This is a genomic window from Pseudomonas tumuqii, from assembly GCF_013184545.1.
In the GTDB taxonomy this organism is placed as follows: domain Bacteria; phylum Pseudomonadota; class Gammaproteobacteria; order Pseudomonadales; family Pseudomonadaceae; genus Aquipseudomonas; species Aquipseudomonas tumuqii.
On record NZ_JAAOJA010000010.1, the window covers coordinates 126814 to 151575 of the forward strand.

The 24762-nt window shown below is 64.4% G+C and carries 25 protein-coding genes and 1 pseudogene; 8 read left to right on the forward strand and 18 right to left on the reverse strand.

Annotation, left to right across the window (positions count from 1 at the left end; genetic code table 11):
* Window positions 1-80: 80 nt before the first annotated feature.
* Window positions 81-569, reverse strand: a complete 489-nt coding sequence (locus tag G9C89_RS18125) for a DUF523 domain-containing protein (protein WP_172150616.1) — start codon at window positions 567-569, stop codon at window positions 81-83.
* 51 nt (window positions 570-620) lie between these two features.
* Window positions 621-1244 carry a 2OG-Fe(II) oxygenase gene (locus G9C89_RS18130; RefSeq protein WP_172150618.1) on the reverse strand — a complete coding sequence of 208 codons (624 nt, stop codon included), beginning with the start codon at window positions 1242-1244 and terminating at the stop codon, window positions 621-623.
* An 86-nt stretch (window positions 1245-1330) separates the two neighbouring features.
* Between G9C89_RS18130 and G9C89_RS18135 the strand changes: the two genes are divergently transcribed.
* Window positions 1331-2098, forward strand: a complete 768-nt coding sequence (locus G9C89_RS18135) for a hypothetical protein (protein WP_172150620.1) — start codon at window positions 1331-1333, stop codon at window positions 2096-2098.
* 22 nt (window positions 2099-2120) lie between these two features.
* Here G9C89_RS18135 and G9C89_RS18140 read toward each other — a convergent pair whose 3' ends face one another.
* Window positions 2121-3053 (reverse strand): alpha/beta hydrolase, encoded by a 933-nt coding sequence (locus G9C89_RS18140; protein ID WP_172150622.1) that lies wholly within the window; start codon window positions 3051-3053, stop codon window positions 2121-2123.
* A gap of 124 nt (window positions 3054-3177) precedes the next feature.
* Here G9C89_RS18140 and G9C89_RS18145 point away from each other — a divergent pair, with 124 nt between their 5' ends.
* Window positions 3178-3759 carry a DUF6436 domain-containing protein gene (locus G9C89_RS18145; protein ID WP_172150624.1) on the forward strand — a complete coding sequence of 194 codons (582 nt, stop codon included), beginning with the start codon at window positions 3178-3180 and terminating at the stop codon, window positions 3757-3759.
* Window positions 3760-4023: 264 nt separating this feature from the next.
* On the opposite strand, the gene G9C89_RS18150 is transcribed toward G9C89_RS18145, so the two are convergent.
* The gene (locus G9C89_RS18150; protein WP_172150626.1) at window positions 4024-4683 is read right to left on the reverse strand and encodes a TIGR04211 family SH3 domain-containing protein; all 660 of its coding nucleotides are present in this window, start codon (window positions 4681-4683) and stop codon (window positions 4024-4026) included.
* A gap of 555 nt (window positions 4684-5238) precedes the next feature.
* A complete protein-coding gene (locus G9C89_RS18155) occupies window positions 5239-6516 on the reverse strand; it encodes a tetratricopeptide repeat protein (RefSeq protein ID WP_172150628.1) in 1278 nt (425 codons plus the stop codon).
* Between the two features lie 96 nt (window positions 6517-6612).
* On the opposite strand from G9C89_RS18155, the gene G9C89_RS18160 reads away from it, so the two are divergent.
* Window positions 6613-7686 carry a GlxA family transcriptional regulator gene (locus G9C89_RS18160; RefSeq protein WP_172150630.1) on the forward strand — a complete coding sequence of 358 codons (1074 nt, stop codon included), beginning with the start codon at window positions 6613-6615 and terminating at the stop codon, window positions 7684-7686.
* Window positions 7687-7930: 244 nt separating this feature from the next.
* Complete coding sequence (locus G9C89_RS18165; RefSeq protein WP_172150632.1) at window positions 7931-8251, forward strand: hypothetical protein; 321 nt, start codon at window positions 7931-7933, stop codon at window positions 8249-8251.
* 146 nt (window positions 8252-8397) lie between these two features.
* On the opposite strand, the gene G9C89_RS18170 is transcribed toward G9C89_RS18165, so the two are convergent.
* From G9C89_RS18170 to G9C89_RS18200, 7 genes are all read right to left on the reverse strand, one after another.
* Window positions 8398-8682: a hypothetical protein gene (locus G9C89_RS18170; protein WP_172150634.1), complete on the reverse strand. Its 285-nt coding sequence runs from the start codon at window positions 8680-8682 to the stop codon at window positions 8398-8400.
* 516 nt (window positions 8683-9198) lie between these two features.
* Window positions 9199-9750 (reverse strand): YdeI/OmpD-associated family protein, encoded by a 552-nt coding sequence (locus G9C89_RS18175; RefSeq protein ID WP_172150636.1) that lies wholly within the window; start codon window positions 9748-9750, stop codon window positions 9199-9201.
* Window positions 9751-10063: 313 nt separating this feature from the next.
* Entirely contained in the window at window positions 10064-12004 is a 1941-nt protein-coding gene (locus G9C89_RS18180; RefSeq protein WP_172150797.1) for a DNA topoisomerase III, read from the reverse strand.
* 238 nt (window positions 12005-12242) lie between these two features.
* The gene (locus tag G9C89_RS18185) at window positions 12243-12731 is read right to left on the reverse strand and encodes a hypothetical protein (protein ID WP_172150638.1); all 489 of its coding nucleotides are present in this window, start codon (window positions 12729-12731) and stop codon (window positions 12243-12245) included.
* 78 nt (window positions 12732-12809) lie between these two features.
* Window positions 12810-13274 (reverse strand): Spy/CpxP family protein refolding chaperone, encoded by a 465-nt coding sequence (locus G9C89_RS18190; RefSeq protein ID WP_172150640.1) that lies wholly within the window; start codon window positions 13272-13274, stop codon window positions 12810-12812.
* A complete protein-coding gene (locus G9C89_RS18195; RefSeq protein WP_172150642.1) occupies window positions 13271-13714 on the reverse strand; it encodes an anti-sigma factor family protein in 444 nt (147 codons plus the stop codon). The genes G9C89_RS18190 and G9C89_RS18195 overlap by 4 nt, the downstream gene beginning before the upstream one ends.
* Window positions 13707-14267: an RNA polymerase sigma factor gene (locus tag G9C89_RS18200; RefSeq protein WP_172150644.1), complete on the reverse strand. Its 561-nt coding sequence runs from the start codon at window positions 14265-14267 to the stop codon at window positions 13707-13709. Before G9C89_RS18200 ends, G9C89_RS18195 begins: the two co-directional genes overlap by 8 nt.
* Window positions 14268-14647: 380 nt before the next feature.
* On the opposite strand from G9C89_RS18200, the gene G9C89_RS18205 reads away from it, so the two are divergent.
* From G9C89_RS18205 to G9C89_RS18220, 4 genes are read left to right on the forward strand one after another with little or no spacing between them, the layout of a single operon-like run.
* Window positions 14648-15259, forward strand: a complete 612-nt coding sequence (locus tag G9C89_RS18205; RefSeq protein ID WP_172150646.1) for a TetR/AcrR family transcriptional regulator — start codon at window positions 14648-14650, stop codon at window positions 15257-15259.
* Entirely contained in the window at window positions 15256-16392 is a 1137-nt protein-coding gene (locus tag G9C89_RS18210) for an efflux RND transporter periplasmic adaptor subunit (RefSeq protein WP_172150648.1), read from the forward strand. Before G9C89_RS18205 ends, G9C89_RS18210 begins: the two co-directional genes overlap by 4 nt.
* Window positions 16389-17591, forward strand: coding sequence for an ABC transporter permease (locus G9C89_RS18215; RefSeq protein ID WP_172150650.1), 1203 nt, complete (start codon window positions 16389-16391; stop codon window positions 17589-17591). The genes G9C89_RS18210 and G9C89_RS18215 overlap by 4 nt, the downstream gene beginning before the upstream one ends.
* Before the next feature lies 1 nt (window position 17592).
* A complete protein-coding gene (locus G9C89_RS18220; protein WP_172150652.1) occupies window positions 17593-18303 on the forward strand; it encodes an ABC transporter ATP-binding protein in 711 nt (236 codons plus the stop codon).
* A gap of 122 nt (window positions 18304-18425) precedes the next feature.
* Here the strand turns inward: G9C89_RS18220 and G9C89_RS18225 are convergent, their stop codons facing one another.
* The 6 genes and pseudogenes from G9C89_RS18225 to G9C89_RS18245 form a co-directional block, all read right to left on the reverse strand.
* Entirely contained in the window at window positions 18426-19325 is a 900-nt protein-coding gene (locus G9C89_RS18225; protein ID WP_172150654.1) for an ABC transporter permease subunit, read from the reverse strand.
* Window positions 19322-20203, reverse strand: a complete 882-nt coding sequence (locus G9C89_RS18230; RefSeq protein WP_172150799.1) for an ABC transporter permease subunit — start codon at window positions 20201-20203, stop codon at window positions 19322-19324. The genes G9C89_RS18225 and G9C89_RS18230 overlap by 4 nt, the downstream gene beginning before the upstream one ends.
* A gap of 26 nt (window positions 20204-20229) precedes the next feature.
* Entirely contained in the window at window positions 20230-21372 is a 1143-nt protein-coding gene (locus G9C89_RS18235; RefSeq protein ID WP_172150656.1) for an ABC transporter ATP-binding protein, read from the reverse strand.
* A gap of 53 nt (window positions 21373-21425) precedes the next feature.
* A pseudogene (locus G9C89_RS25575) lies at window positions 21426-21548 on the reverse strand (spermidine/putrescine ABC transporter substrate-binding protein PotF); the annotation flags it as partial.
* A gap of 529 nt (window positions 21549-22077) precedes the next feature.
* A complete protein-coding gene (locus tag G9C89_RS18240; protein ID WP_172150658.1) occupies window positions 22078-23172 on the reverse strand; it encodes a polyamine ABC transporter substrate-binding protein in 1095 nt (364 codons plus the stop codon).
* A gap of 162 nt (window positions 23173-23334) precedes the next feature.
* Entirely contained in the window at window positions 23335-24708 is a 1374-nt protein-coding gene (locus tag G9C89_RS18245; protein WP_172150659.1) for an aspartate aminotransferase family protein, read from the reverse strand.
* Between the last annotated feature and the right edge of the window lie 54 nt (window positions 24709-24762).

Consider the following 24762-nt stretch of genomic DNA (forward strand, 5'->3'; position numbering starts at 1 on the left):
TGGCGCCCCCCTGTGGGAGGCGCTTTAGCGGCGATTTTTTACAACTGCTGTCGCGGCTAAAGCCCCTCCCACGCCCCCGCTTAGGCTTCCAACGTCCGTAACGCCGCCTCCGCGGCAGGCAACTCCTCTTCACTGAACACCTGCACCCCGGCACGGCGCAGGGCGGCGGCGGTGACGCCTTCGCCGGCTACTTTCACCCCGCTGAAGCTGCCGTCGTAGTTCTCGCGGTTGCCGCACGACGGGCTGCGCGCCTTGAGCAGGGCCAGGCGGATGCCGTGCTGGCGGACCAGGGCCAGGGCCTGTTCGGCGCCGGCGACAAAGGCCGCCGTGACCTCCTCGCCATCGATAGTCAGTACCTGCAGCCGGCCGTCGAGCACCTGCGCGCCCTGGCCCGAGGGGATTTCCGCCGCCGGTCGTGGCGTCGGCAAGCCGCCGGCGACTTCCGGGCAGAGCGCGACCACCCGGCCCTCGGCCTGCCAGCGCTGGAGCAAATCGAAGGGGCCGTGGGCGCCGCCGTCATAGCGCACGCGGTGGCCGAGCAAGCAGCGACTGACCAGAATCTTCTGCATATATCCTCCTGGGGCCGCGGCTTGAAGGGTGCAAGCCAGCCACCACTTGCTCTACAGCGGGCCGTCGCCGCGGCGGCGGAACCAGCCGGTCAGCGACAAGCGCTCGCGGCTGGCCGGCAACACTTCATGGGGCATGTCGGCGGAAAGGAACACCAGCAGGCTGCCGGCCTGCGGCTGCACATCGCGCGTCGTCCCGTCCGCCAGGTACAGGCGCAAGGCGCCACCCTGCTCGGGCTGCCAATCCGGGTTGAGGTAGAACACGGCCGACACCGCACGGCGGTCGTCGTCACGGAAACGATCGAGATGTTTCTGATAGAAGGCGCCGGGCGGATACCAGGCGAAGTGGCACTCGTAGTCGTCCAGGCCCAGATAGAGCTCACGATTGAGCGCCTGACGCAGCCCGTCCATCAGCGCCAGATAATGGTCGCAAGCCGGCGACAAGCCGGCATCCAGCCATTGAATACGGTCGCCACGCACCCCTTCGCGGACTTCCTGACCAGCGCCACGGCCGATGCTGGCGGGGGTTAAATCACCCTGCGCGGCGCGCGTGCGGCACTCATCGGCCAGTTCGAGGGTCAAAGATTGGGGCGCGAACGCAGGTTGCAGCGACCAGCCTTGTTCGGCCAGGTCGTCGACGATGCGCGCTAACAGTGTGGAATCAGTTGAAATAGGCATGCCGGCGATTCTATCAGCCTGCAGGCTATGCCTCGACAAGCGCCGCCAAGCCATCGAAAATAGCTGCCCGCTAGACAGGAGTCTGTATGCGCGTCCTATCCATAGTTTTACTGTTGTTCCTCAGCCTCCCCAGCCTGGCAGATGCTCAAGTGCAGCTCTACCAGGCCGCCGGCTGGCCGCAGCAACGCGCGCATTTCAACGATGCCCTGAGCGCCGCGCAGGCGCGCTATCGCAGCAGCCTGCCGCCAGCGGTGTATGAGGCGCTGGTGAACAACAGCAACCAGCGCTTTGCCCCGCTGGCGATCGATCAACGCGCCCAGCAGAGCCTGCGGCAAAATCTCGTCGACCCGCAGCCCGCCCTGCAGTTTTTCCAGTCGGAGCTGGGGCGCAAGGTGGTCGCCGCCGAACAACTCTCCACCCGCCGCGACCAGTTGGCCCTGTATGCCGACGGCTTGCCGCGCATCGAGGCCAGCGCCACCCGGCGCCTGCTGATCCGCCACCTGGCCCAGGCGCTGCCGGCCAAGGAGGCCGGTGCCGAAGTTAGCCTGGCCCTGGCCGGGGTCGCGGCCGACAGCCTCAGCCAGATGCTCCCCGGCCTGTTCGGCGGCGATAGCACACAGGGTTTGCTCAACTCCCAGCGCCAGCGCCTGATGGAACAGATCGGCGCGGATCTGGACAACACCCTGCTGCACGTCTACCGCGAGCTGTCCGATCCGGAGCTGGAAGAATTCGTCAGCTTCGCCCAATCGGCAGAAGGTCAGGCTTACTACCAGGCCGCCCTGGCGGCAATCCGTGCCGGCCTGGCGGTCGGCCAGAGCAGCGCCAACCTGGCGCCCGCACCGCAGGGGATCTGACGGGATCGCGCGCGGCGGCCGATCAGGCCAGGCGCTCGCGGAGAAAATCGAAATAGCGCTGACGCAGGGCCGGCGATTCGTTGGCCAGGTGATGGCGCGCCTCGGCCAGGCGCAAAATCTCCGGCGCGGCGAACTTGTCCTGCAGGATGCCCAGGTTATGCGGCCAGTCCACGGTCATGTCCGCTTCGCCCTGGATGATCAACGGGCTGCGCATGCTGCGGGGCGCCCCCTCGATCCGAGGCACCCACTGGCTCAAGGCGCCGACCCAGGCGGTCGGCAGGCTGCGCGCCTGCAACGGATCGCGGTTGTGGACGAAGTCGATAAACTCGGGGTCGCTCGAGTTGTCGCTGAAGCGGCGGGGAATTTCGCTAATAAAGGGCTTCAACAGGCGATAGCTCAACTGCGACCAGGCCCAGGCCCGCGGGCGCACCAGCGGCGCCAGCAGAATCGCCTCGCCCACCTCGGGCGCGGGTTCGCCGGTCAACAGGTAGTCGATCAGGATCGCGCCGCCGGTACTTTGCCCACACAGGTGCCAGGGCTGCGGCAAGTCGAGGGCGGCGGCCTGCTCCAGCGCGCCCTGCAGCACCAGCTGATACTCGGCGAAGTCGTCAATGCTGGCCCGCGCGCCGCTGGACAGGCCGTGCCCCGGCAAGTCGACCGCCAGCACGACAAAGCCCATGCCGAGCGCCCACTCGACCACATGGCGATACAGGCCGCTGTGATCGTAATAGCCATGCAGCAACAGCAAGGTGGCGCGCGGCTCCTGCGGCCACCAGACCTGGGCGGCAATCCGGTAAGCGCCGACCTGAAAATAGCCAAGCAGACTGCCCTCGGTCGGCAACTGCGCGAAACCGTAGAAACGTCGGTAGGCCTGCTCATGCGGCAGGACTGTCGTCGCTGCGGCCAAGGGTCGCAGATTGGCGACCAGGTCGGCGGGCTGAAAACGTTCTGGCATAAAGCTTTCCATCAAATCAGGCGGACTTCCCGCGGGGCATAGGCAACCACACGGCCGGTTAAAGATATTCTGCTGCCCGGCAGGTCATGGCAAGCTATGCGTCCTTTCATCGACCGATCGTGCCATGGCCCGCCCCAGCCGCAAGTCCCTGCTCGTCAGCCTCATCGCGCTGCTCTGGATAGCCGCCCTGCTCGCCGCCTTCTGGTGGTTCGAGGCGCGCTATGTGCGCCCATTCGACCAGCAGACCGCGCTGTTCGCCGGCGCCGAACTGCGCCTGCCCGCCGAACTGGCCGGCCCCGGGCCGATTCGCCTGGTGCATTTCTGGGATCCGGCCTGCCCGTGCAACATCGGCAACCAGCAACACCTGGCCGAACTGATCGAACACTTCGGCCCCCTGGGCGTGAGCTTCCATGCCGTGCAGAAGCCTGGCAGCCAGGGTCGACTACCGGCCACCCTGAGCGCCATGCAGACCCTCGCCCCGCTCCCCGGCAGCGCCGGCATACCGGCCAGTCCGGCGGTGGCTATCTGGGACCAGCAGGGCCAACTGGCCTATTTCGGCCCCTACAGCGAAGGCCTCACCTGCAACTCGAGCAACAGTTTCATCGAGCCGATCCTCGAGGCCCTGAGCGCCGGGCGCCCGGTCAGCGCCAGCAACACCATGGCGGTGGGCTGCTTCTGCCAGTGGCCGACTGAGCCTGGCGACTGACCAACCTCGCCGACGCCGACCAGGCCCTGGGCAGCAATCCGCTCGGCCAGAGCGACGTGTCCTTCGACGCCCACTTCAGCGATCAGGCCGCCTATATCGCCGGCCAGTACCAGCCGCAGCATCTGAGCGAAGCGGATGTGGCGGCCCATACCCGCAGAGCCCTGACGCCGTTGCCGCGGCGCTGGCAGGAGAGCCCGCAAGACTTGAGGGAAACTGGAAAGGGCTTATCCGGGCCAGGCCGAGCGCTCGGCAGCAGCGAAAAACTCAGAACCAGCGGTCGTTGCGTTTGCGCCCCCGGGTCAGGGCCGGCAGGATCAGCCCGATCAGCAGGCCGACGCCGGCAATACCGCCACCGTAGACCAGGTAGCGCATAAGCAGCTGATTGTTCTCATCGCCCAGGCGCGCCTGGGCGGTGCGCAGTTCGGACTGGCTGTTGCTCAGTTCGGCGTCGAGGGCCTTGCGGCTGGCCTCCAGCTCTTCGATCAGCGCCTTGCGCGAGTCCAGCGTCTCCTGCATGCCCTGCACCCGGGCCTTCCAGTTGTCGTCGATGGTCTTGAGCTGGGCGCTGAGCTCGGCCACCTGCTGCTCCAGTTGCGGCAAGCGCTCGGCCTGGCCGGGCACCTCCTGCAGATCCTTGCTGGGAATCCAGACGGCGTCAGCGGACTCGCCGCGGATCTGGCTGTACTCGCCCTTGACGCCGAGCAGCTCGACCTTCTGCCCGGACTGGAGGGTGCCGACGATCCGATAGCCGTCTGTCGGGCCACTGCGCACATAGGTATTCAGGCTGTCGCTGACCCAGCGCTCATTCTCGGCGGCCTGCACATCGACGCTGCAGAAAACGGCGAGCAAGCTGACGCCAAGGGCGCGGCGCTGGAGCCAGGAGAGTTGGGGAAGAAGTGCAGACAGATAACGAGATAGGGACATGGTGATCTTCACATGAAAAGGAAGGAATAAAAGCCCGATGGCCGAACCGATGAACCAGGGCGCAACAACCAACTCGGGGCGCCTGCGCAGCCTGAAGGCGGGCATGGGATTGCCGCGGCACGACAGGGCGCGCGCGCAGAGAAAACGTCCAGGTTTCCCAGGGCGGGACGCATAGTCCGTTATGCCATCCTTAGAGCCCTCCAGCTGACAGACACCTCGAGCCGCCGTGGGTTCACTCGCGGCTCAAAGGTTGTGAAGTCATCGAGCTCCGGCGCGAGGCCGCCTCCAGGCAGTGGCGACAAGGCGCACGTGCAGTATTGCGCCCGGAGCGTAGGGCGGCCCGGGCGGCGATCGGCTCGGAGGTAGGGCGGCTTCGGAGCGTAGCGACAACCCGCCAGCTTTGCGCCGCGCCGAATATCCACGGTGCACTGCCTGAGGCGAGTGGCACCCTACGGGTCGCGGGGTTGTAGAGCCCGGAAGAACCATCTGCCGAGCGAGCACCACAGACGCTCGGCGGCAGGCCGCGTGGCCGCGGCCTGCCTTGCGGCGCGCACCTCAGTGCACACTGCGCTGAGCGGCGAGCAGCTGCCGTTCAGTTTCCAGGGCGCTGGCCAGGCTGGCCTGGCCGCTGCGCCGGGCGGCGGCGAGCAGGGTCTGGTCGAGCAGGTCGCGCTGGGCATGACTGCCGCCGAAGCGCTGGGCCTGGTTACGGATGGCACGTAACAGCTCCACGCAGCGGTCGTACTGACCGGCATTGAAGGCCAGTACCGCGGCGATGGCCGGCGCACCGATGGCGCGGGTCATCTGCGCATTGTCATCGTCGCGCTGCTGCGCACGGGCCTGGGCCTGGCGCACCCGCTCGACCAGGTCATCGCGACCGGCGCAGGCGAAGGCGATGGTCGCGTGCAGGTCGTTGAACGCATAGTAGCCATCGTCGGCCTGCGCCGCCCAGCGCTCGGCCAGCCCCAGCCAGCGCTGCTGTACGTCGACGCCGCGCAGTTGCAGACGCCAGAGCATGGCACTGCCGTCGACCAGCTCCAGGGCCAGCTCCGGCCGGTGGCCGTCGATCGCCTCATCGAACAGCGCCAGGGTCGTGGCGATATCGCCCTGCTCCAGGTGGTACAGCGCCAGGTGCCACCAGTTGTGCACGGCGAGCATGTTGTCCTCCTGCCAGCCGCGGTTGCCGCGCATCCAGACGATGCCCTCCTCGCGGCGGCCCTGCATCTCCAGTACATGCGCCACCGCGTGCTGGGCCCAGGCGTCGTGGGGTTCGAGGGCCACGGCTTCGCGGCCGAGACGCTCGGCCAGGCGATAATCGCCGGTTTCCTCCAGGCCGAAGGCGTACATGCCGAGCAGCGCATGGTAGCCCGGCACCTCAGGCGACCAGGCCGGGTATACCCGGGCGATACGGTCACGCAGCATGCGCGCATCGCCGGTGAAGAAGTCGATCTGCTGGCCGGCCTGCAGCGCCAGGACGTCGTGGGGGTATTCGATGCTCAGGTCCTCCAGGCTGCGCCCGGCCAACTGCAGCTGGCCGGCCACCAGCAACTCCAGCGCCTGCAGGTGGCGCGCCTCGCGATCGTTGTGCGGCAGTGCGCGGGCGCTTTCCAGCGCGGCGCGGGCCACGGGCACGGCGGCGGCCTCGCTGCTCAGCAGGTGCAGCCAGGCGCGCAGCACATGACCCATCACCAGTTCGGGGGAGGCTTCGAGCGCCGCATCGGCGCTGGCGAGCGGGTCGTTGCGAAAGCAGCGGAACTGTTGCAGACCGCGCTCGAGCGCCGCCAGGGCTTGGGCATTGCAGCCGGTCAGTTGGTAGCCGTGTAGATCTTTCATTGTTCTATGCTCCAAACGTAGGGTTCGCTGGCCTGTGCCAACGCCTCCATGATTGGCGCGGCGGGCGGACCGCACTAGAGTCATCCAGGTAAGAAAATGGTCATTTCCGCCACCACCCGCCCGGATTCCGCAGGCAGCGCGCCGCCCCTGACCGTCGCCCTGCTCGCCTTGCCGGACAGCACCGCCTCGACCCTGTTCGGCCTCTATGACCTGTTGCTGGGCACCCGCCGCGACTGGCAGATGCTGGTGCACCAGACGGAAGTCGACTCGCCCTTCAGACCCTTGATCGTCAGCCGTGACGGCCTGCCGCTGCAGGGCGCCAATGGCGTGCTGATCCAGCCGCAGACCAGCCTCGAGGACGCGCCCCCGCTCGACGTGGTGGTGATCAGCGACCTGGCGGTCAGTCCCTGGCAGCCGCTGGGCGAGCGCTACGACATCGAGGCACAGTGGATGTGCGAGCGCTATGCCGCCGGCGCGACCCTGGCCTCGGCCTGTTCCGGCGCGGTGCTGCTGGCCCGTACCGGTCTGCTCGCCGGGCACGAGGGCACCTCGCACTGGGGCTACTGCGAAGCCTTGCAGCGCGAACACCCGGACATTCGCTGGCAGCCGAGCAAGGCGCTGGTCACCGCCGGGGTCGGCCAGCGCCTGGTGATGGCCGGCAGTGGCACCAGCTGGCATGCGCTGGCGCTGTTTCTCATCGCCCGTTTCGTCGGTGCCGAGGAAGCGATGCAGATGGCCCGGCTCAATTTGCTCGACTGGGACGCCACCAGCCCGCTGGCCTACGCCGCCATGATGCGCACCGCGCAACTGGCCGACCCGGCAATCGCGCATTGCCAGGAGTGGGCCGCCCTGCACTACGAGAGTGAGGCCCCGGTCGCGGCCATGGTGCAGATGAGCGGACTGCCGGAGCGCACCTTCCAGCGCCGCTTCGTCCAGGCGACCGGCATGTCGCCGCTGGACTACATACACACCCTGCGCCTGGAAGACGCCAAGCAGATGCTCGAAGCGGGCGATCTGCCCATCGAGGCCATCGCCCTGGAGGTGGGCTACCAGGACGCCGGTTTCTTCAGTCGCCTGTTCCGGCGCAAGGTCGGCCTGACTCCGGCGCAATACCGTCGGCGCTTCGGCGTGCTGGCACGGCGCCTGGCCGGGGTGGCCAGCGGCGGCTGAGCGGCGTGCTCGCGCGCTTGCCCTGCCGAGGCGCCGGCTCGCGGAACACCGGGTCATGGTCTACCCCGATTGTGGAAGAACTACGGCCTGGATTTTCCAGCGCAAAGACACTGACCGGGTTGAACCGCTGGCTAGTGAAGGGCTTTATCGAACCGCAGCCGGGGCTCTAGCAGGGGCTATATCGCGGCCTGGCAGCAAATATTCCGTATCCCAAACAGGTCCGCCGTGCCGGTCAGGAGCATCCATGTACGACCTCAAGTGGTCCGCCGCCGAGAAGAAGCTCGCGCGCCGCGTGTTCGAGGCGGCGCTCACGGCCGAGTTGGCCGAGATCATGGCCGATTTCAAAGCAAGAGCCGCCGCCGTAACGGAGCCGCACGAAATGTGGCCGATCCAGGAGTACCTGCAGCGCAAGCAACGCGAGATCGACCGCAAATACGACTATCGCTACTCGCAATTGCATCTGGTGTTCGCTCAGCTGATTCGCCAAGGGCGCGTCCAGCAGGCGCAACTGGCGGGCCTGTCGGAAGAGAAGCGGGCCGACATTTGGCGCATCGCCTCGCGCTGAGGCAACCCGCTGGCTTGAGCCGGCCTCTGCCGGTCATGCTCGGCAGAGGTCGGCTCGAAGTGCACGCTAAACGGTATCCAAAGAGCCGTGGGCAACTCACGCGGCTCGCTGCAGCCCGGGCATCGGCTCAATAGCGTTGCGCATGGCTAGACGTAGGGCTGGCCTCTGAACCCCCTAGGCAGTCGCTGCAGCCCCGGCATGTTGGTGAGTTTCTCCAACCAGGCTGCACGCCAGTCATTCGCGGCGTGAGCGACCTTGGCTTTGCGCGCGGCTCTGCGCGCCGCGTTGCGCGCCTCTCTGCGGGCTTCCTTGAACGCATCGGTGCCACGACAGTTGCGACATTTAACCCGCGCAAGGTCGGTGGTGGAGGGGAGATTGTCGCCATGACTGCCACAGGCGAGATGCCCGGCAACCTTGTAGTGAGTAACCATAGGTGAAGTTCCTTGGCAGTGAGTGCTGTACCGGGCAAGCATCACGCGAAGGCACATGTTGAGGTGGACGAATACAGGCGACCGGTGAGATAGGCTCCATAGCGGAGCTTCAGCTGGGGGTCATGCGACCGTCTTCCGCACATGCAAAACCTGGGTGACCTTACCCTTGTCTGGATTCGCATCTTCACCGAGCGGATGAAGACGTCCGGGGTTAGTCGCATGACCCACTGCAAGGTTGGATATGCCGTTTCCCTAGCCGTACCCGCTGTTCTAGCCTCAACGGCTATTGGCGCCTCCGGGTTCGAACGTCAAACCTGTGCGAGGAGCTTTGATCGGTCGCGATCCCATCGTTTTTTAGACCGCAGCGGGTGGACCGGGTTCGCCAGAAGTAAACTCCGGAGGCAGATGCCGCTCACAACGGACAATAGGAGACAGGCCGCTATCGACTACGCGGGTTCAAGCGTTAATTGCGGTTTGTCCCTGAATACGCCTGTCAAAATACAAGAAAGGATTGACCTAATCTGCCGCTTTGGGCGCGCTGAAGGCTTTACTGTAGTAGCCAGATGGATCGAAACAGCAAACCCGCCGCTTTCCAGAAGCAAGCATGTCACACGCATCACTAATCCGCTTCGCCCGAGTCTTGGACTGCTTGGCTGAAGTAATCCAATGTATCCAGTCCAGGCGTGCGATGGTGGTTGTATCGTCCCAAACGGCTCGAGCCTCGGGAGCAGCCGCCAGGGCATCTTGTAGGTCAGAGGGAATCTCAGCTTCAGGCTCTTGCTCCACTGACATGATTTCGAACGTGACAATGTCGCCAATGTTCACGCCTGCTGTTTCGAGTAGCTCCTTGTTTGCCCGCAGCCAATGACTCAATTGACCATCCGGCTCAAGCGTAGCCCGGAAGTCATGACCGTTGATGCTGCCCTCTACCGTCGTCCTTCCTCGTCTAGGAAGCTTTGCGCTCGCGCGCTCGGGCAAAATTACAAAAGCCCATGGAGTATCGCGGCCCGACTTGGCCGGACGAAGCAGTTTTGCTTTGAACCGAGATCTCGTGTCGCTCTGTTTCATTGCGAATCAGCTCACAGATGTGCCAAACGCTCCGCTAAACCGCGAAGCGGTTTAGTTCAACAGGGATTAAACAGACTTTCGTGTTCTCGCATAGTGCTGAGTTCTAGACAACTTAACTCTCACGGTTTTTTCAGAAAAACATATATAAATAAAAAAGTTACTAGAAGCCATTACACCCCGGTAATCGCTTGCCTCCTCAATCTGGCTCAAGCCCCGGTACGTCGCAAGACGATAGCAAGGCAATAGGGAACAAACCACGGTTTATGCCTTGAGCCGCGACCACGCTTATTTGTAGTCGGCCCCGGCTCCCCGTTCACCCCCGCCCATCCGGCTTGCCAACCCGCTTGCTCCCCGCCGCCTTGCGCTTGCCGGGCTTGCGCTTGCCCTTCCAGGGCGCGGCGGTGGCCGGGCTGGCGGGGCCGCTGATGGTCAGGCGCAGGCCGGCGCAACGTTGCACCTGCTTGCTCATCCAGGCCGACTGCTTGGCGACGAAGTCGTCCAGGCTCATCTCGCCGCTCTGCACCATGTCCAGCGCCTGTTCCCAGATCGCCGTGGTGCCGGGGTCGGCGATGGCGCGGGGGACGGCGTCGATCAGGCTGCAGGCGGCCGGGGTGGCGGCCAGGGCCTTGCCCTGTTTGAGCAGGTAGCCGCGGTCGAGCAGGCCCTGGATGATGCCGGCGCGGGTCGCTTCGGTGCCGATGCCGGTGGTGTCCTTGAGTTTCTGTTTCAGGCGCGGATCGTCGACCAGCTTGGCGACGTTCTTCATCGCCTTGATCAGGTCGCCCTCGGTGAAGGGCTTCGGTGGCTGGGTCCAGAGATCCTTGAGGGTCACGCCGGTCACTCTGCAGTCCTGCCCTTCGCGCAGGGTCGGCAGGGCTTGCGCGGGAGGCGCTTCGCGGCCTTTGGCGGGCGTCAGGGCTTCGGGCAGGGCACGCCGCCAGCCGGGTTCGACGATCACCTTGCCGACCGCGCGCAGGGCCTGGCCGGCGCAGTCGAAGTCGGCCTGGGTGCGGTCGTATTCGTGGTTGGGCAGGAACTGCGCCAGGTAGCGCGCGCGGATCAGGCTGTAGACCGCCCGCGGCTTGCCGGTCAGGCGTTCGAGGTGCTGCGCGGCGGAGGTCGGGATGATGCCGTGGTGGGCGCTGACCTTGGCGTCGTTCCAGGCCCGCGAACGGCGCTGCGGCTGCAGGTGTTCGAGCAGGTCGGCCAACGCGGGATCGGCGCGGCCCAAGGCGGCGAGGATGGCCGGCGCCTCGCCGTGCTGGCTGAGCGGCAGGTAGCCGCAATCGCTGCGCGGGTAGGTGATGAGCTTGTGGGTTTCGTAGAGCGCCTGGGCGATATCCAGGGTTTCCTGGGCGCCAAGGCCGAGCTTCTTCGAGCAGACTTCCTGCAGGGTGCCGAGATCGAACGGCAGGGGCGGCGCCTCACGCATGCGCTCGGTGCGCAGTTGCACCACCCGGGCGCTGGCGGCGTTGCCCATGGCCGTTGCCGCCTCCTGGGCGAGGGCCTGATCGAGGCAGCGGCCCTGCTCGTCGCAGACCTCCGCCGTGGCGCGCCACTGGGCGCTGAACGCGGTGCCGTCGGCCAGCAGCGGCACCTCGATGGCCCAGTACGGCAACGGCACGAAGGCGGCGATGCTGCGGTCGCGGTCGACCACCAGGCGCAGGGTCGGGGTCTGTACCCGACCCACTGGCAGCACGCCCTGATAACCGGACTGCTGGCCGAGCAGGGTGAACAGCCGGCTCATGTTCATGCCGATCAGCCAGTCGGCGCGCGAGCGGCCCAGCGCCGAATGGTAGAGGCTGAAGGTTTCCGCGCCGGGCTTGAGCGCGGCCAGGGCCTTGCGGATCGAGGCATCGTCCAGGGCCGACAGCCACAGGCGCTGGATCGGCCCGCGATAGCGGCAGTGCTCGACCAACTCGCGGGCGATCATCTCGCCCTCGCGGTCGGCGTCGGTGGCGATGACCAGTTCGTCGGCTTCGCCGAGCAGACGCTTGACGGCCTTGAATTGGCCGGCGGTCTTGGGCTTGACCAGCATCTTCCAGCGCTCGGGGATGATCGGCAGGTCGGCCAGCACCCAGCGCTTGTAGCGCGCGTCGTAGGCGTCCGGCGGTGCGGTTTCCAGCAGGTGGCCGATGCACCAGGTCACCGTCAGGTTACTGCCCAGCCAGCAGCCATCGCCGCGCCGGGTGGCCCCGAGCACCTTGGCGATGTCCTTGGCCTGGGAAGGTTTTTCACAGAGGAAGAGCCGCATGGCCGCCATCATTGGTTCCTTGTCGCGATGGCGCACAGCATGCGCAGTGATGCGGGTTCAGGCAAGCTCAATCTGTATGGATGTACAGCTTATTACTGCTGAGCCGCAGCGACGGCCCCGGAAGCGGAAAACCTGCCGAGCGCCGTCAATAACGAAAAAAGGTCACCGCGGCGACCCTTTCTCCACCTGCAAGGCGAACCGCCCGCTCGGCGTTGCTGCTGCCAGCATGAGCATCGGCTCAATGCTGGATGGTTTCGAAGGAGGTATCGGCGAAGTACTCGGCATAGCTTTGCAGTGCGCCAAGGACTTTGACCGCTCCGTTGCGGCGAGCCTGATCGGGCGCCTTGCCGGCCATGCTGTCGGCGCCGGCCAGCAGCTCGGCGATGATCAGGTGCAACTGTGCGTCGGCCTCGGGCTCGAGCTTGCAATGCTTGACCATGTAGGCCACTTCATCATTGATCCGGACCGCCAGCCGGTCGTACTGCGCATCGCCCAGCTGATTGTCATGGATGGCCGGCAATGACGCCTGCATGGCGCCATTCAGCGCGCCCATGGCTTTGCGTAGCGGCGCATCGGTGGCCCATTTTTCGCCGGCGTTCAGTTGCAGTTCATGCTCCGCGGAACCGTGCTGGTGCGCGGTTTCGGCGGCCAGGCTGGCGCCGGCAAAGCTCAAGGAAGTAGCGCCCAGGATCAGGACGAGAATAACGGCACGGGGGTTCGGGTACATGGTGAGACTCCATAAATGCAGCAGCTGGTTTCATTTACTTGAACGTCGCCCGGGGTTTTTTTGTTCCATCCTTCTTGTCTATTCACGGTGCAGGCTTTCAAAACCGGATGGCCCGACCGACTGCTGCGTGAGCAGTTGCGCCAGTCGTTGACGTTGTTCGGCAGTGAGAATGTTGCGTTCGAGCAGAAGCTGCTCGATAACCTGTTGCTGCTGGGCGTCTTGCAGGCGGGCGATCGCGATCCGCTCGCGCTCGATCAATTCAGGGTCTGGAGCCTCAGCGAAGATCGTCTCGATCAACCGGTCGCGGTGCTCCTTGATTGCGCCGCCGGAGGCGTGCAACCGGGTGAAGAACAGCATCTCGGCGTCATGCCAGCGCTGCAGCTGTGCGGCGCTCAGTTGGAGGTGGCGGGACAGGCTGGTCGGCGCCCCTGAAGGCATGGGCAGACCGTCGCGCGGGAGCATTTGCCAGCCCGCGGCGGCGAGTACGCCGACATTGACCAGTAACGAAAAGACCAGTGCGGTACGAAGGGCGGCGGGCGTCATTTCTGGGTCACCTTCAGGTAGCAGGATTCGGGGCGGGCGCAGAGGGCGCCGGGCGGGGCACTCCCCAGCACGGCCAGGGCATTCAGGCTCAGCGCAGCGGATGCCGGCGGGTCCGAGGGCAAGGCGGAGCCGATCAGCACGCCGAACAGTACCGATGCCGCCGCCCCCGCGACGACCGGCAGCCGCTTACGCCATCTGGCCAGTCGCTGGCGAGTCGGGCGCGGGCTGTCGAGCAAGGCGCCGACGCGCGCGGCCAGATCGACCGGAGGTTGCTCCGGCACCAGCGCACGCAAACCTTGACTGATCGCCTGCAAGTCGCGAACAACAGTGGCGCAACTGGGGCAGACGGCCAGGTGCGTGGCGATACAGCGGCTTTCCAGCGGGTCAGACTCGCCATCGAGGTAGGCGGACAGCGCCTCCATATCCGGGTGCTCAGTCATCCAGTTGCCCTCCGTTCGCATGTCGATAACTACTCAGCATGGCCTCGCGGGCCCGGGCCAGCCGCGATTTGACCGTTCCCTGCTGGATGCCCAGGGTGGTCGCCAGCTCTGCATAGGACAGACCCTCGACTTCACGCAGCAGCAGGATTTCCCGATGCTCCAGCGGCAGCCGGGCAAGCAGGTGTTCCAACAGGGTGAGGCGCTGCGCACCGGCCAATTGCTGTTCCGGGGACGCCACGGGACTGACCAGCTGACCGCAGTCCTCGAGGGCTGCGCATGGCTGACGCCGCTGCCGGCGCAGCGCATCCAGGGTGGTGTTGCGGGCGATCTGCAGCAACCAGGTCTGAAAGCGCGCCTCAGGCCGCCATTTGTCCAAGGCCAGATAGGCCTTGAGGAAGGTGTCCTGGGTGATGTCCAGCGCCTCGTCGCCGCCTGCGCACAAACGCCGGACGAACTGGAATACGCGCGCCTGGTTGCGTTGCATCAGCGAGCCGAAAGCATGCCGATTGCCCGCCTGGGCCTGCTGGATCAACCGTTCTTCCGAGTCGTGCATGTCAACTTTCCTGCTCAAGACATCGGCCCCTGCACGCGGCGTTATGGGTTTAACGCCGCCGCCGGGCAAATGTTCCATCCGTATCGGCTCAACGTGGAACTATCATCCGGCCGCCACCGCAGTCGCCGCGCGTGGTGCGTTCGGGCGCTGTTGTGCTTCGGCCGCGAAATCCGCACCTACAGAAAGACACAGCCCCGTGCAACACCTGACCCGGACAGGCTGATCTCCAGCACCGACCGAGGACCAACGGCGCGAGGGCCGTGCTCTGGCTGGAAGCGCCACATTGGTCGACGGCGATAGCGCCTCCCACGGCGGGTTGACAGGGCGATCCACCGGGCTAAGATAGTAATCGATTACTATCTTAGCCGAGGAATACCCCAGTGGATACCCATTCGAGGCACCTGCCCGCCGATGAACGACGGGCCGTGACGGTCGAGGCGGTGATTGAGCTGGCCGGCTCGCAAAACCCCAGCGAGATCACTACTTCGGCAATCGCCAAGCACATGAAGCTGACCCAAGGCGCCTTGTTCCGTCATTTCCCGAACAAGGAGGCCATCTGGCAGGCGGTCATGGAGTGGGTCGCCGAGCGCCTCCTGGCTCGGGTCGACCGGGCCGCGCACGGCATCGAATCGCCCCTGGCCGCGCTGCAGGCCATGTTCATGAGCCATATCGAGTTCGTCGCCGAGCACCCCGGGGTGCCGCGCATGATCTTTGGCGAGCTTCAGCGTGCTGAAACCACGGCCGCCAAGCGCATGGTGCAGACCCTGATTCAACGCTACGGCGAGCGCTTGCACTGCTGCATCGAGAAGGGCAAGGCCTGCGGCGAGCTGTGCGCCAGCCTGGATAGCCAGGCGGCGGCCACGCTGTTCATCGGCACCATCCAGGGCCTGGTCATGCAGTCCATGCTGGCCGGGGACGTGGCGCGCATTCGTGAGGATGCGCCCAGGGTGTTTGCGCTTTATCGGCGCGGCATCGCGAGCGCAGCACAATGACACGCCGCACCCTGGCGCTCCTGGCGGTGCTCGTTCCGCTGCTCGCGCTGTTCGTCTATGTCAGCCTGAGCTCCGGCCCCCTAGCTCCGGTGGCGGTGACGCTGGCGACCGTGCAGGATCGCTCGCTCAGCCCCGCCCTGTTCGGCATTGGTACGGTCGAGGCGCGCTACACCTACAAGATCGGCCCCACCCTGACCGGGCGGGTTAAACGGCTGGATGTGCAGGTAGGCGACCGGGTGAAGGCCGGGCAAGTGCTCGGTGAAATGGAGCCGGTCGATCTCGATGAGCGCGTACGCTCACAGCAAGCGGCAGCCAAGCGCGCCGAAGCCGTATTGCGCGAGGCCGAGGCGCGGCGCCGCTATGCGCAATCCCAGGCACAGCGTTTCGAGAAACTGTTCGCCAAGCGCATGACCAGCGAGGAAATCATCAGCACCAAGCGCCAGGAACTGCAGATCGCCGATGCCGTTCTATCCGCCGCGCGCGAAGACCTCGCGCGCGCCACTTCCGACTACCAGGCACTCGTGGCGCAGCGACGCAATTTGCGCCTGATCGCCCCGACAGACGGGGTGGTCGCCGCGCGTAACGCCGACCCGGGCACGACCATAGTCGCGGGCCAGGCCGTGATTGAACTGATCGACCCGGACAGCCTATGGATCAACACACGCTTCGACCAGATCAGCGCCTCGAAGCTCGAGGCCGGCCTGCCGGCAAGCATTGTGCTGCGTTCGCGCAACGGCCAGGCGCTGGACGGCCGGGTGTTGCGCGTGGAACCCATGGCCGACGCGGTGACCGAGGAAATCCTCGCCAAGGTGGCGTTCGAGGCTCCAGCACAGGCCCTGCCGCCGATTGGCGAGTTGGCCGAAGTCAGCGTTGCCTTGCCCGCCCTTGCGGCGACCCCGGTGCTTCCCAATGCGGCAGTCAGCTATCAGGCCGGCCGTATCGGCGTATGGCAGGTCATCGATCGCGACCTGCATTTCACCCCCATCAGCCTCGGCGCCGCCGACCTGGATGGCTGGGTGCAGGTCGCAGCAGGGCTCGAGAGCGGCGCCCGGGTGGTGGTTTATCGCGAAAAGGCACTGACCGAGCGCAGCCGGCTGCATGTGGTCGAGCAAATGCCCGGAGTGCCGCATTGATCAGCCTGGCCGGTCGCGACATCCTGCATGCCTGGGGCAAGTTCGTGTTCACCGGCATCGGCCTGGGCCTGTTGATCGGCGTGACCCTGGTCATGGCGGGCGTATACAGAGGCATGGTCGATGACGGCAAAGTATTGCTCGACAACAGCGGCGCCGACCTCTGGGTGGTGCAAAAAGGCACCCTCGGCCCCTACGCTGAGCCATCCAGCATCAACGACGACCGCTACCGCGGCCTCCTCGGCATGCCGGGTATTGCCCAGGCCGCCAACGTGACTTACCTGACCATGCAGATCGACAGGGGCGACGATGACGTGCGTGCCATGGTGGTTGGCATCGCACCCGGCGCGGCGGGCACGCCCGGCTGGCCGCCGTACCTGATCGCCGGGCGGCAGATCACCCGCAGTCACTATGAGGCGGTCGCCGATATCGCCAGCGGTTTCCAACTGGGCGACCGCCTCGACATCCGCCGCAATCAGTACCGGGTGGTGGGCTTGACCCGGCGCATGGTGTCGTCCAGCGGCGATCCGATGGTGTTCATTCCGTTGAAGGATGCCCAGCAGGCCCAGTTCCTCAAGGACAACGACACCCTCTGGCAGAACCGCCGGCGCACTGAAGCCAACCCGGCCTTCAACCGCGCCGAAGTGCCCGGCCTGCTTGCCGCCATCAATGCCTCGCAAGAAACCAGTCAATCGGTCAATGCCGTGCTGGTGCGACTGCAACCCGGGCAGGCGGCCGATCAGGCGGCCGAAGCCATCCGCCGCTGGAAACGGCTGACGACCTATACCCGACCGCAGATGGAAGCCATCCTCATCGGCAAGCTGATCGCCACCTCGGCCAAACAGATCGGCATGTTCCTGATCATTCTGGCGCTGGTCAGCGCGGCCATCGTCGCCTTCATCATCTACACCCTGACCATGGACAAGATCCGTGAAATTGCGGTGCTGAAGTTGATCGGCACCAAGAACCGCACAATCGCCGCCATGATCATGCAGCAGTCCCTGGCCCTGGGCCTGATCGGTTTCGTGGTGGGCAAGATCACCGCCACCTTCGCCGCGCCGTTTTTCCCCAAGTATGTGCTGCTGATACCGCAGGACTCCGTCGTCGGTTTCTTCGCCGTGCTGGCGATCTGTGTACTCGCCAGCCTTATCGCCATCCACATGGCGCTCAAGGTCGATCCGGCCGAAGCAATAGGTGGTTGAAATGAGCAGCAAAGGCATCCGCATCGAAGGTTTGAGCAAGCGCTATGGCAAAGGCGATACCGCGGTAGACGCGCTGAAGCATGTGGACATGCAGGTCGCGCCGGGCGAAGTCGTGGGCCTGATCGGCCCTTCCGGCTCGGGCAAGAGCACCCTGCTCAAATGCCTTGGCGCAGTGATAGACCCGAGCGGCGGACGGATGATCCTGGGTGACCAAGTGATCTTTGATAATGGCTGGAAGGTCCGCGACTTGCGCGCCCTGCGCCGAGACAAGATCGGCTTCGTGTTCCAGGCGCCGTACCTGATCCCGTTTCTCGATGTCACCGACAACGTCGCCCTGCTACCGATGCTGACCGGCATGCCCAATGACCAGGCGCGCGCACAAGCTGTGGGACTGCTGACGGCCCTGGATGTACAACACCGCATCAGCGCCATGCCCTCGCAACTTTCCGGCGGCGAACAACAGCGGGTCGCCATTGCCCGCGGGCTGATCAACCGGCCACCGGTGATCCTCGCCGATGAACCCACCGCGCCGCTCGACAGCATGCGCGCCATGGCGGTCATGCGCATCCTCAACGACATGGCGCGCCAGTTCGAGACGGCAATCATCGTCGTCACCCATGATGAGAAAATCATCCCCACCTTCAAGCGCATCTACCACATCCGCGACGGCGTGACCCATGAGGAAGTCGGCGAAGGCAGGAGCCTCGAGTGAGCCGCAATGATGCGGGCGGTACGCCGCATCGCTGCGCACGGACCGCCAGCCGGATCGTGCGGAACCTCCCACAAAAAAGGGCCACCGCAGTGACCCTTTTCCGTTTCTACGCAGATGACTACCTAAGCGGCCGCGTGGATCTGCGACGGGTCGCGGCGGCTGTCCGGGCCGTTTTGCAGGTGGGCGCCGGTGCTTTCGTCCATGGCTTGCTGGATCGCCTTCTTGCGTCGGTCTTCGGCCCGGCGGGCGAAGAACCAGATGATAAAGGTCATCAGCGACACCGACAGCAGGATCAGGCTGGCCACCGCGTTGATCTCCGGCTTCACGCCCAGGCGCACGGCGGAGAAGATCTCCATCGGCAGGGTGGTGGAACCGGGACCGGAGACGAAGCTGGCCAGAACCAGGTCGTCCAGCGACAGGGCGAAGGACATCATGCCGCCGGCCGCCAGGGACGGCGCGATCATCGGCACGGTGATCAGGAAGAACACCTTCCACGGCTTGGCGCCCAGGTCCATGGCCGCCTCCTCGATGGACAGGTCCAGCTCACGCAGGCGCGCCGAGACCACCACCGACACGTAGGCCGCGCAGAAGGTGGTGTGGGCGATCCAGATGGTCAGGATGCCGCGTTCGGCGGGCCAGCCGATCAGTTGCGCCATGGCCACGAACAGCAACAGCAGCGACAGACCGGTGATCACTTCGGGCATTACCAGCGGCGCGGTGACCAGACCACCGAACAGGGTACGGCCCTTGAAGTGGGTGACCCGGGTCAGCACGAAGGCCGCCAGGGTACCCAGAGCCACCGCCGCCACCGCGGTATAGCAGGCGATTTCCAGAGAGCGCATCACTGCGTTCATCAACTGGGTGTTGTCGAGCAGGCCGATGTACCACTTTAGCGACCAGCCGCCCCACACCGTGACCAGGCGCGAGCCGTTGAACGAGTAGATCACCAGGATCAGCATCGGCAGGTAGATGAACAGCAGGCCGACCCACAGCATGATGGTGGAGAAACTGTAACGCTTCATGGACGACCCTCCATCTCTTTAGCCTGGTTACGATTGAACAGGATGATCGGGATCATCAAGATCGCCAGCATCACCACCGCCAGGGCGGAGGCCACCGGCCAGTCGCGGTTATTGAAGAACTCCTGCCAGAGCACCTTGCCGATCATCAAGGTCTCCGGGCCGCCGAGCAGTTCGGGAATCACGAACTCGCCGACCACCGGGATGAACACCAGCATGCAGCCGGCGACGATGCCGTTTTTCGACAGCGGCACGGTGATCTTCCAGAAGCTGTTGTAGGTACTCGATCCCAGGTCGGCCGCGGCCTCCAGCAGGCTCTGGTCGTGCTTGACCAGGTTGGCGTAGAGCGGCAGCACCATGAACGGCAAGTACGAGTACACGACCCCGATATAGACCGCGATGTTGGTGTTGAGGATCTGCAGCGGCGTATCGATCAGGCCGATGCTCTGCAGGAAGCCATTGAGCAGGCCGTTGTTGCTGAGGATGCCCATCCAGGCGTACACGCGGATCAGGATCGCCGTCCAGGTCGGCATCATGATCAGCAGCAGGTACACCAGTTGCATTTCCTTGTCGGCACGGGCGATGGCATAGGCCATCGGATAGCCGAGCAGCAAACACAGGAGGGTGCTGAAGAAGGCCATCTGCAACGAGCCGAGGTAGGCGGCCAGGTACAGATCGTCCTCACTGAGGAAGATGTAGTTGCTCAGGTTGAGCACCAGCGAGATCTTGTCTTCCGCCCAGGTGTACACGTCGGTGTACGGCGGAATAGAGACTTCGGCTTCGGCAAAGCTGATCTTCAAGACGATGATGAAGGGCAGCAGGAAGAACATGAACAACCAGATGAAGGGCACTCCGATGACGAAGTGCCGGCCCCTGGGCAGGCGGCGGCTGATGCTTCGGGAAATGTTCATGAGCGCAATGCCACCCCGCTGTCATCCTCCCACCACACATAGACCTGGTCGTCCCAGGTCGGCCGCGTGCCACGGCGTTCGGCGTTGGCGACGAAGGACTGGACGATCTTGCCGCTGGGCAACTGCACATGGAACACCGAATGGCCGCCCAGGTAGGCGATGTCGTGCACGGTGCCGCGCGACCAGTTGTACTCGCAGGTCGGCTGCTCGGTGGTGACCAGCAGCTTCTCCGGGCGAATGGCGTAGGTGATGCTCTTGTCCTGCACCGAGGTGGTGACGCCGTGGCCGACAAAGATGTTGCGCTCCAGATCCGGGCTGTCGATCAGCGCGTGGCCTTCGGCGTCCTCGACCACCTGGCCGTCGAACAGGTTGACGTTGCCGATGAATTCGCAGACCAGGCGGCTGGTCGGCGTCTCGTAGATGTCCACCGGGCTACCGATCTGGGCGATCCAGCCCAGGTGCATGATGGCGATGCGCTGGGCCATGGTCATGGCCTCTTCCTGGTCGTGGGTGACCATCACGCAGGTCACGCCGACCCGCTCGATGATCTCGACCAGCTCCAGCTGCATCTGCGAGCGCAGTTTCTTGTCCAGCGCGCCCATCGGCTCGTCGAGCAGCAGCAGTTTCGGGCTCTTGGCCAGGGAGCGGGCCAGGGCCACGCGCTGGCGCTGGCCGCCGGACAGTTGGTGCGGCTTGCGCTTGGCGTACTGGCTCATCTGCACCAGCTTGAGCATCTCGGCGACCCGCGCATCGATCTCGAGCCTGGACATCTTGTCCTGCTTGAGACCGAAGGCGATGTTGTCGGCCACGCTCATGTGCGGGAACAGCGCGTAGGACTGGAACATCATGTTGATCGGCCGCTCGTAGGGCGGCAGGTCGGTGATGTCCTCGCCGTCGAGGTAGATGCGCCCCTCGGTCGGCCGCTCGAAGCCGGCGAGCATGCGCAGCAGGGTCGATTTGCCCGAGCCCGAGCCGCCGAGCAGCGCGAAGATTTCGCCTTTGTTGATGGTCAGAGAGACGTCGTCGACGGCGATGGTTTCATCGAACTTCTTCGTCACCCGATCGATTTTGACCAACACCTCTTTCGGTTGTTGATCTCCCTCAAGAACCTTTTTATAGGCACTGGAAGCAACTGCCATTACCAAAACTCCCGCAAAAGTAGCGCCCAACCCCGACGGCCGGGCGTTTGAAATTACTGACCTGAGTCGACCCTGTTCCAGCTTCGGGTCATTGGCCTTTTTAGCTTGTTCGGCAACTCCGCCGAGATAAACAATCTGTCCAAAACTGCTTGCGGCGGGTACACCGCTGCGTCACTGGCTACGTCCGCATCGATCGATACGGTCCACCGCTATGTGGCTTAGCGTAGCCAAGCTAATCACTGCCCCCGGCAATTGACCCGGGGCCTGGATAATTCGTGCAGGCCTCGGCCTGTTGCTCGTGGTCAGCGGCGCTCCGGCGGCACACCTGGACTGTCGCCGCCTGGGCCGTGGCCAGCAGGGCAAACGCCGCAGCGCTGGCGGTCAGGGTGTTGCCGAAGGCTGCTTGCACAATTTGAGTCCTGTTTGAATCGGGCCGCCTGCAAAGAGGCCGACGGTCTATCGACAAAGACCTGCTCGTTCAGCGGATCGACATCAGCCAGGCAGCACATTCGGGCCTGGTCTTGCACCCTGCCGAGCTAACAGCAGGCAACAGCATGGCGAATGGCACGGACACAAGGCCGGCCAGCTGAGTTGAGCGATGCATAGGGTCTTCCTTCTTATTGTCAGGGTTTCTGGCGGGATGCCCCGCCAGAAACGGGGTGGTTCAGCAGATCACCTGCATTCACCACCTTGCCGGGCTCGCTATCAACGGCCCGATTTCACCTTGGTCCAGCTGCGGGTAATGGCACGCTGCACCTTCGGGTCCAGCTCGGCGAAGGTGTACAGCTTCTTCGAGGCTTCTGCGGTCGGGTAGATGCCCGGGTTGTTGCGGATTTCCTCGGCTACCAGCGGCGTGGCGGTGGCGTTGCCGTTCGGATAGGCGACATAGTCGGAGATCGGCGCGATCACTTCCGGGGTCAGGATGTAGTTGAGGAAGATATGCGCCTCTTCGACGTTCTTGGCATCGGCCGGGATGGCCATCATGTCGAAGAACGAGGCCGCACCCTCTTTCGGAATCGCATAGGCGACCGGTACGTTGTTCTTCGCTTCCTCGGCACGCGCCTGGGCCTGGAACACGTCGCCGGACCAACCCAGCGCTACGCAGATGTTGCCGTTGGCCAGGTCGGAGATGTACTTGGACGAGTGGAAGTAGGTGATGTAAGGACGCACCTTCATCAGCAATTCTTCGGCCTTGGCCACGTCCTCGACGCTGGTCGGATTGGGGTTCATGCCCTGGTAATGCAGCGCAGCGGCGTAGACCTCATCCGGGGCGTCGAGCATGGACACGCCACAGGCCTTGAGCTTCTCCATGTTTTCCGGCTTGAACAGCACGTCCCAGGAGTCGATGGTGTCGACGCCCAGCGCGGCCTTGACCTTCTCCGGGTTGTAACCGATGCCGGTCGTGCCCCACAGGTAGGGGAAGGCGTACTGGTTACCCGGATCGGCGTTTTCCAGCGCCTTCATCAGGTCCGGGTTGAGGTGCTTCCAGTTCGGCAGCTTGGATTTGTCGAGTTTCTGGAACACCCCGGCCTTGATCTGCTTGGCGAGGAACTGGTTGGACGGCACCACCACGTCGTAGCCCGAACCGCCGGAAAGCAGCTTGGCTTCCAGGGTTTCGTTGCTGTCGAAGACGTCGTAAACCACTTTGATGCCGGTTTCCTTCTGGAAATTTTCCAGGGTGTCTTCGGCAATGTAATCCGACCAGTTGTAAACGTGCAGCACTTTTTCCTGAGCTTGCGCGGCACCCGCCACCGCCACGGCGAGGGACAACGCGAGAAGGGTTTTGCCGAATGTTTTCATGCGTACAGCTCCTGTTGTTGTAAAAGTTTTCCGGATGATGCGCAGCCTGGCTGCCGCACCTTCCGGTGAGCCTGGCCAACGCACTGGCCCAGTCTGGCAAGGTCGCGCCACTCTTTACAACTCTCAGCGTAGCCCGCTGAACGCAATAAAGAGCGGCATGTTTCAGCCAGCAAGTTCCTCTGCGGTCAAGTCGAGACACTGACGCGCCTTGTCTACCAGTTCGTCGATCTCGGCCTTGCTGATGACCAGTGGTGGCGAAATGATCATGGTGTCCCCCACGGCACGCATGATCAGACCATTGGCAAAACAATGGCCACGGCAAATCATGCCTACTCCCGACTCGCTCGGATAGCGTTCACGCGTGGCCTTGTTCTTCACCAGTTCGATCGCACCGAGCATGCCGACACCGCGCACTTCACCCACCAACGGATGGTCGGCCAGTTCCCGTAGACGCTTCTGCAAATAGGGTGCCGTTTCTGCCTTGACCCGCTCGATGATTTTTTCTTCGCGCAGGATGCGGATGTTTTCCAGCGCCACTGCCGCCGCCACCGGATGCCCGGAATAGGTGAAGCCGTGGTTGAAGTCACCGCCCTGGTTGAGCACTTCGACGATCTCGTCGCGCACGATCAGGCCGCCCATGGGGATGTAACCGGAGGTCAGGCCCTTGGCGATGGTCATCATGTCCGGCTTGTTGCCGTAGAAGTCGCTGCCGAACCATTCGCCGGTGCGGCCGAAACCGCAGATCACCTCGTCGGCGACGAACAAAATGTCGTATTTGCCGAGAATCTCGCGGATGCGCGGCCAGTAGCTGTCCGGCGGAATGATCACGCCGCCGGCGCCCTGGATCGGCTCGGCGATAAAGGCGGCGACGTTGTCCTCGCCGACTTCGAGAATCTTCTTCTCCAGCTGGTCGGCGGCCCAGATACCGAACTCGTCCGGGCTCATGTCGCCGCCTTCGCCGAACCAGTAGGGCTGGGGAATGTGCTCGATGCCCGGAATCGGCAGGTCGCCCTGCTCATGCATGAACTTCATGCCGCCGAGGCTGGCGCCGGCCACGGTGGAGCCGTGATAGCCGTTGATGCGGCTGATGATGACCTTCTTCTGCGGCTGACCCTTGATCGCCCAGTAATGGCGCACCATGCGCAGCATGGTGTCGTTGCCTTCGGAGCCCGAGCCGGTGAAGAACACATGGTTCATGCCCGCGGGGGAAATCTCGGCGAGGGTCTTGGCCAATTCCAGCACCGGTGGATGGGCGGTCTGGAAGAACAGGTTGTAGAAGGGCAGCTGTTTCATCTGCTTGCTGGCGGCATCGGCCAACTCGTCGCGGCCATAACCGATGGCCACGCACCAGAGACCGGCCATGCCGTCGAGGATCTTGTTGCCTTCGCTGTCCCACAGGTAGACGCCATCGGCCTTGGTGATGATGCGCGGGCCATTCTCTGCCAGCTGCTTGAAGTCGCTGAACGGCGCCAGGTGGTGGTCACGGCTCATGGCCTGCCACTCAAGGGTTTGCGGGTTGCTTGCTTGCTTTGTCATATCCACCTCAAAAATGTACGTCATCCGCGGGTGCCGCGGGCCTCTCGCCCTGGC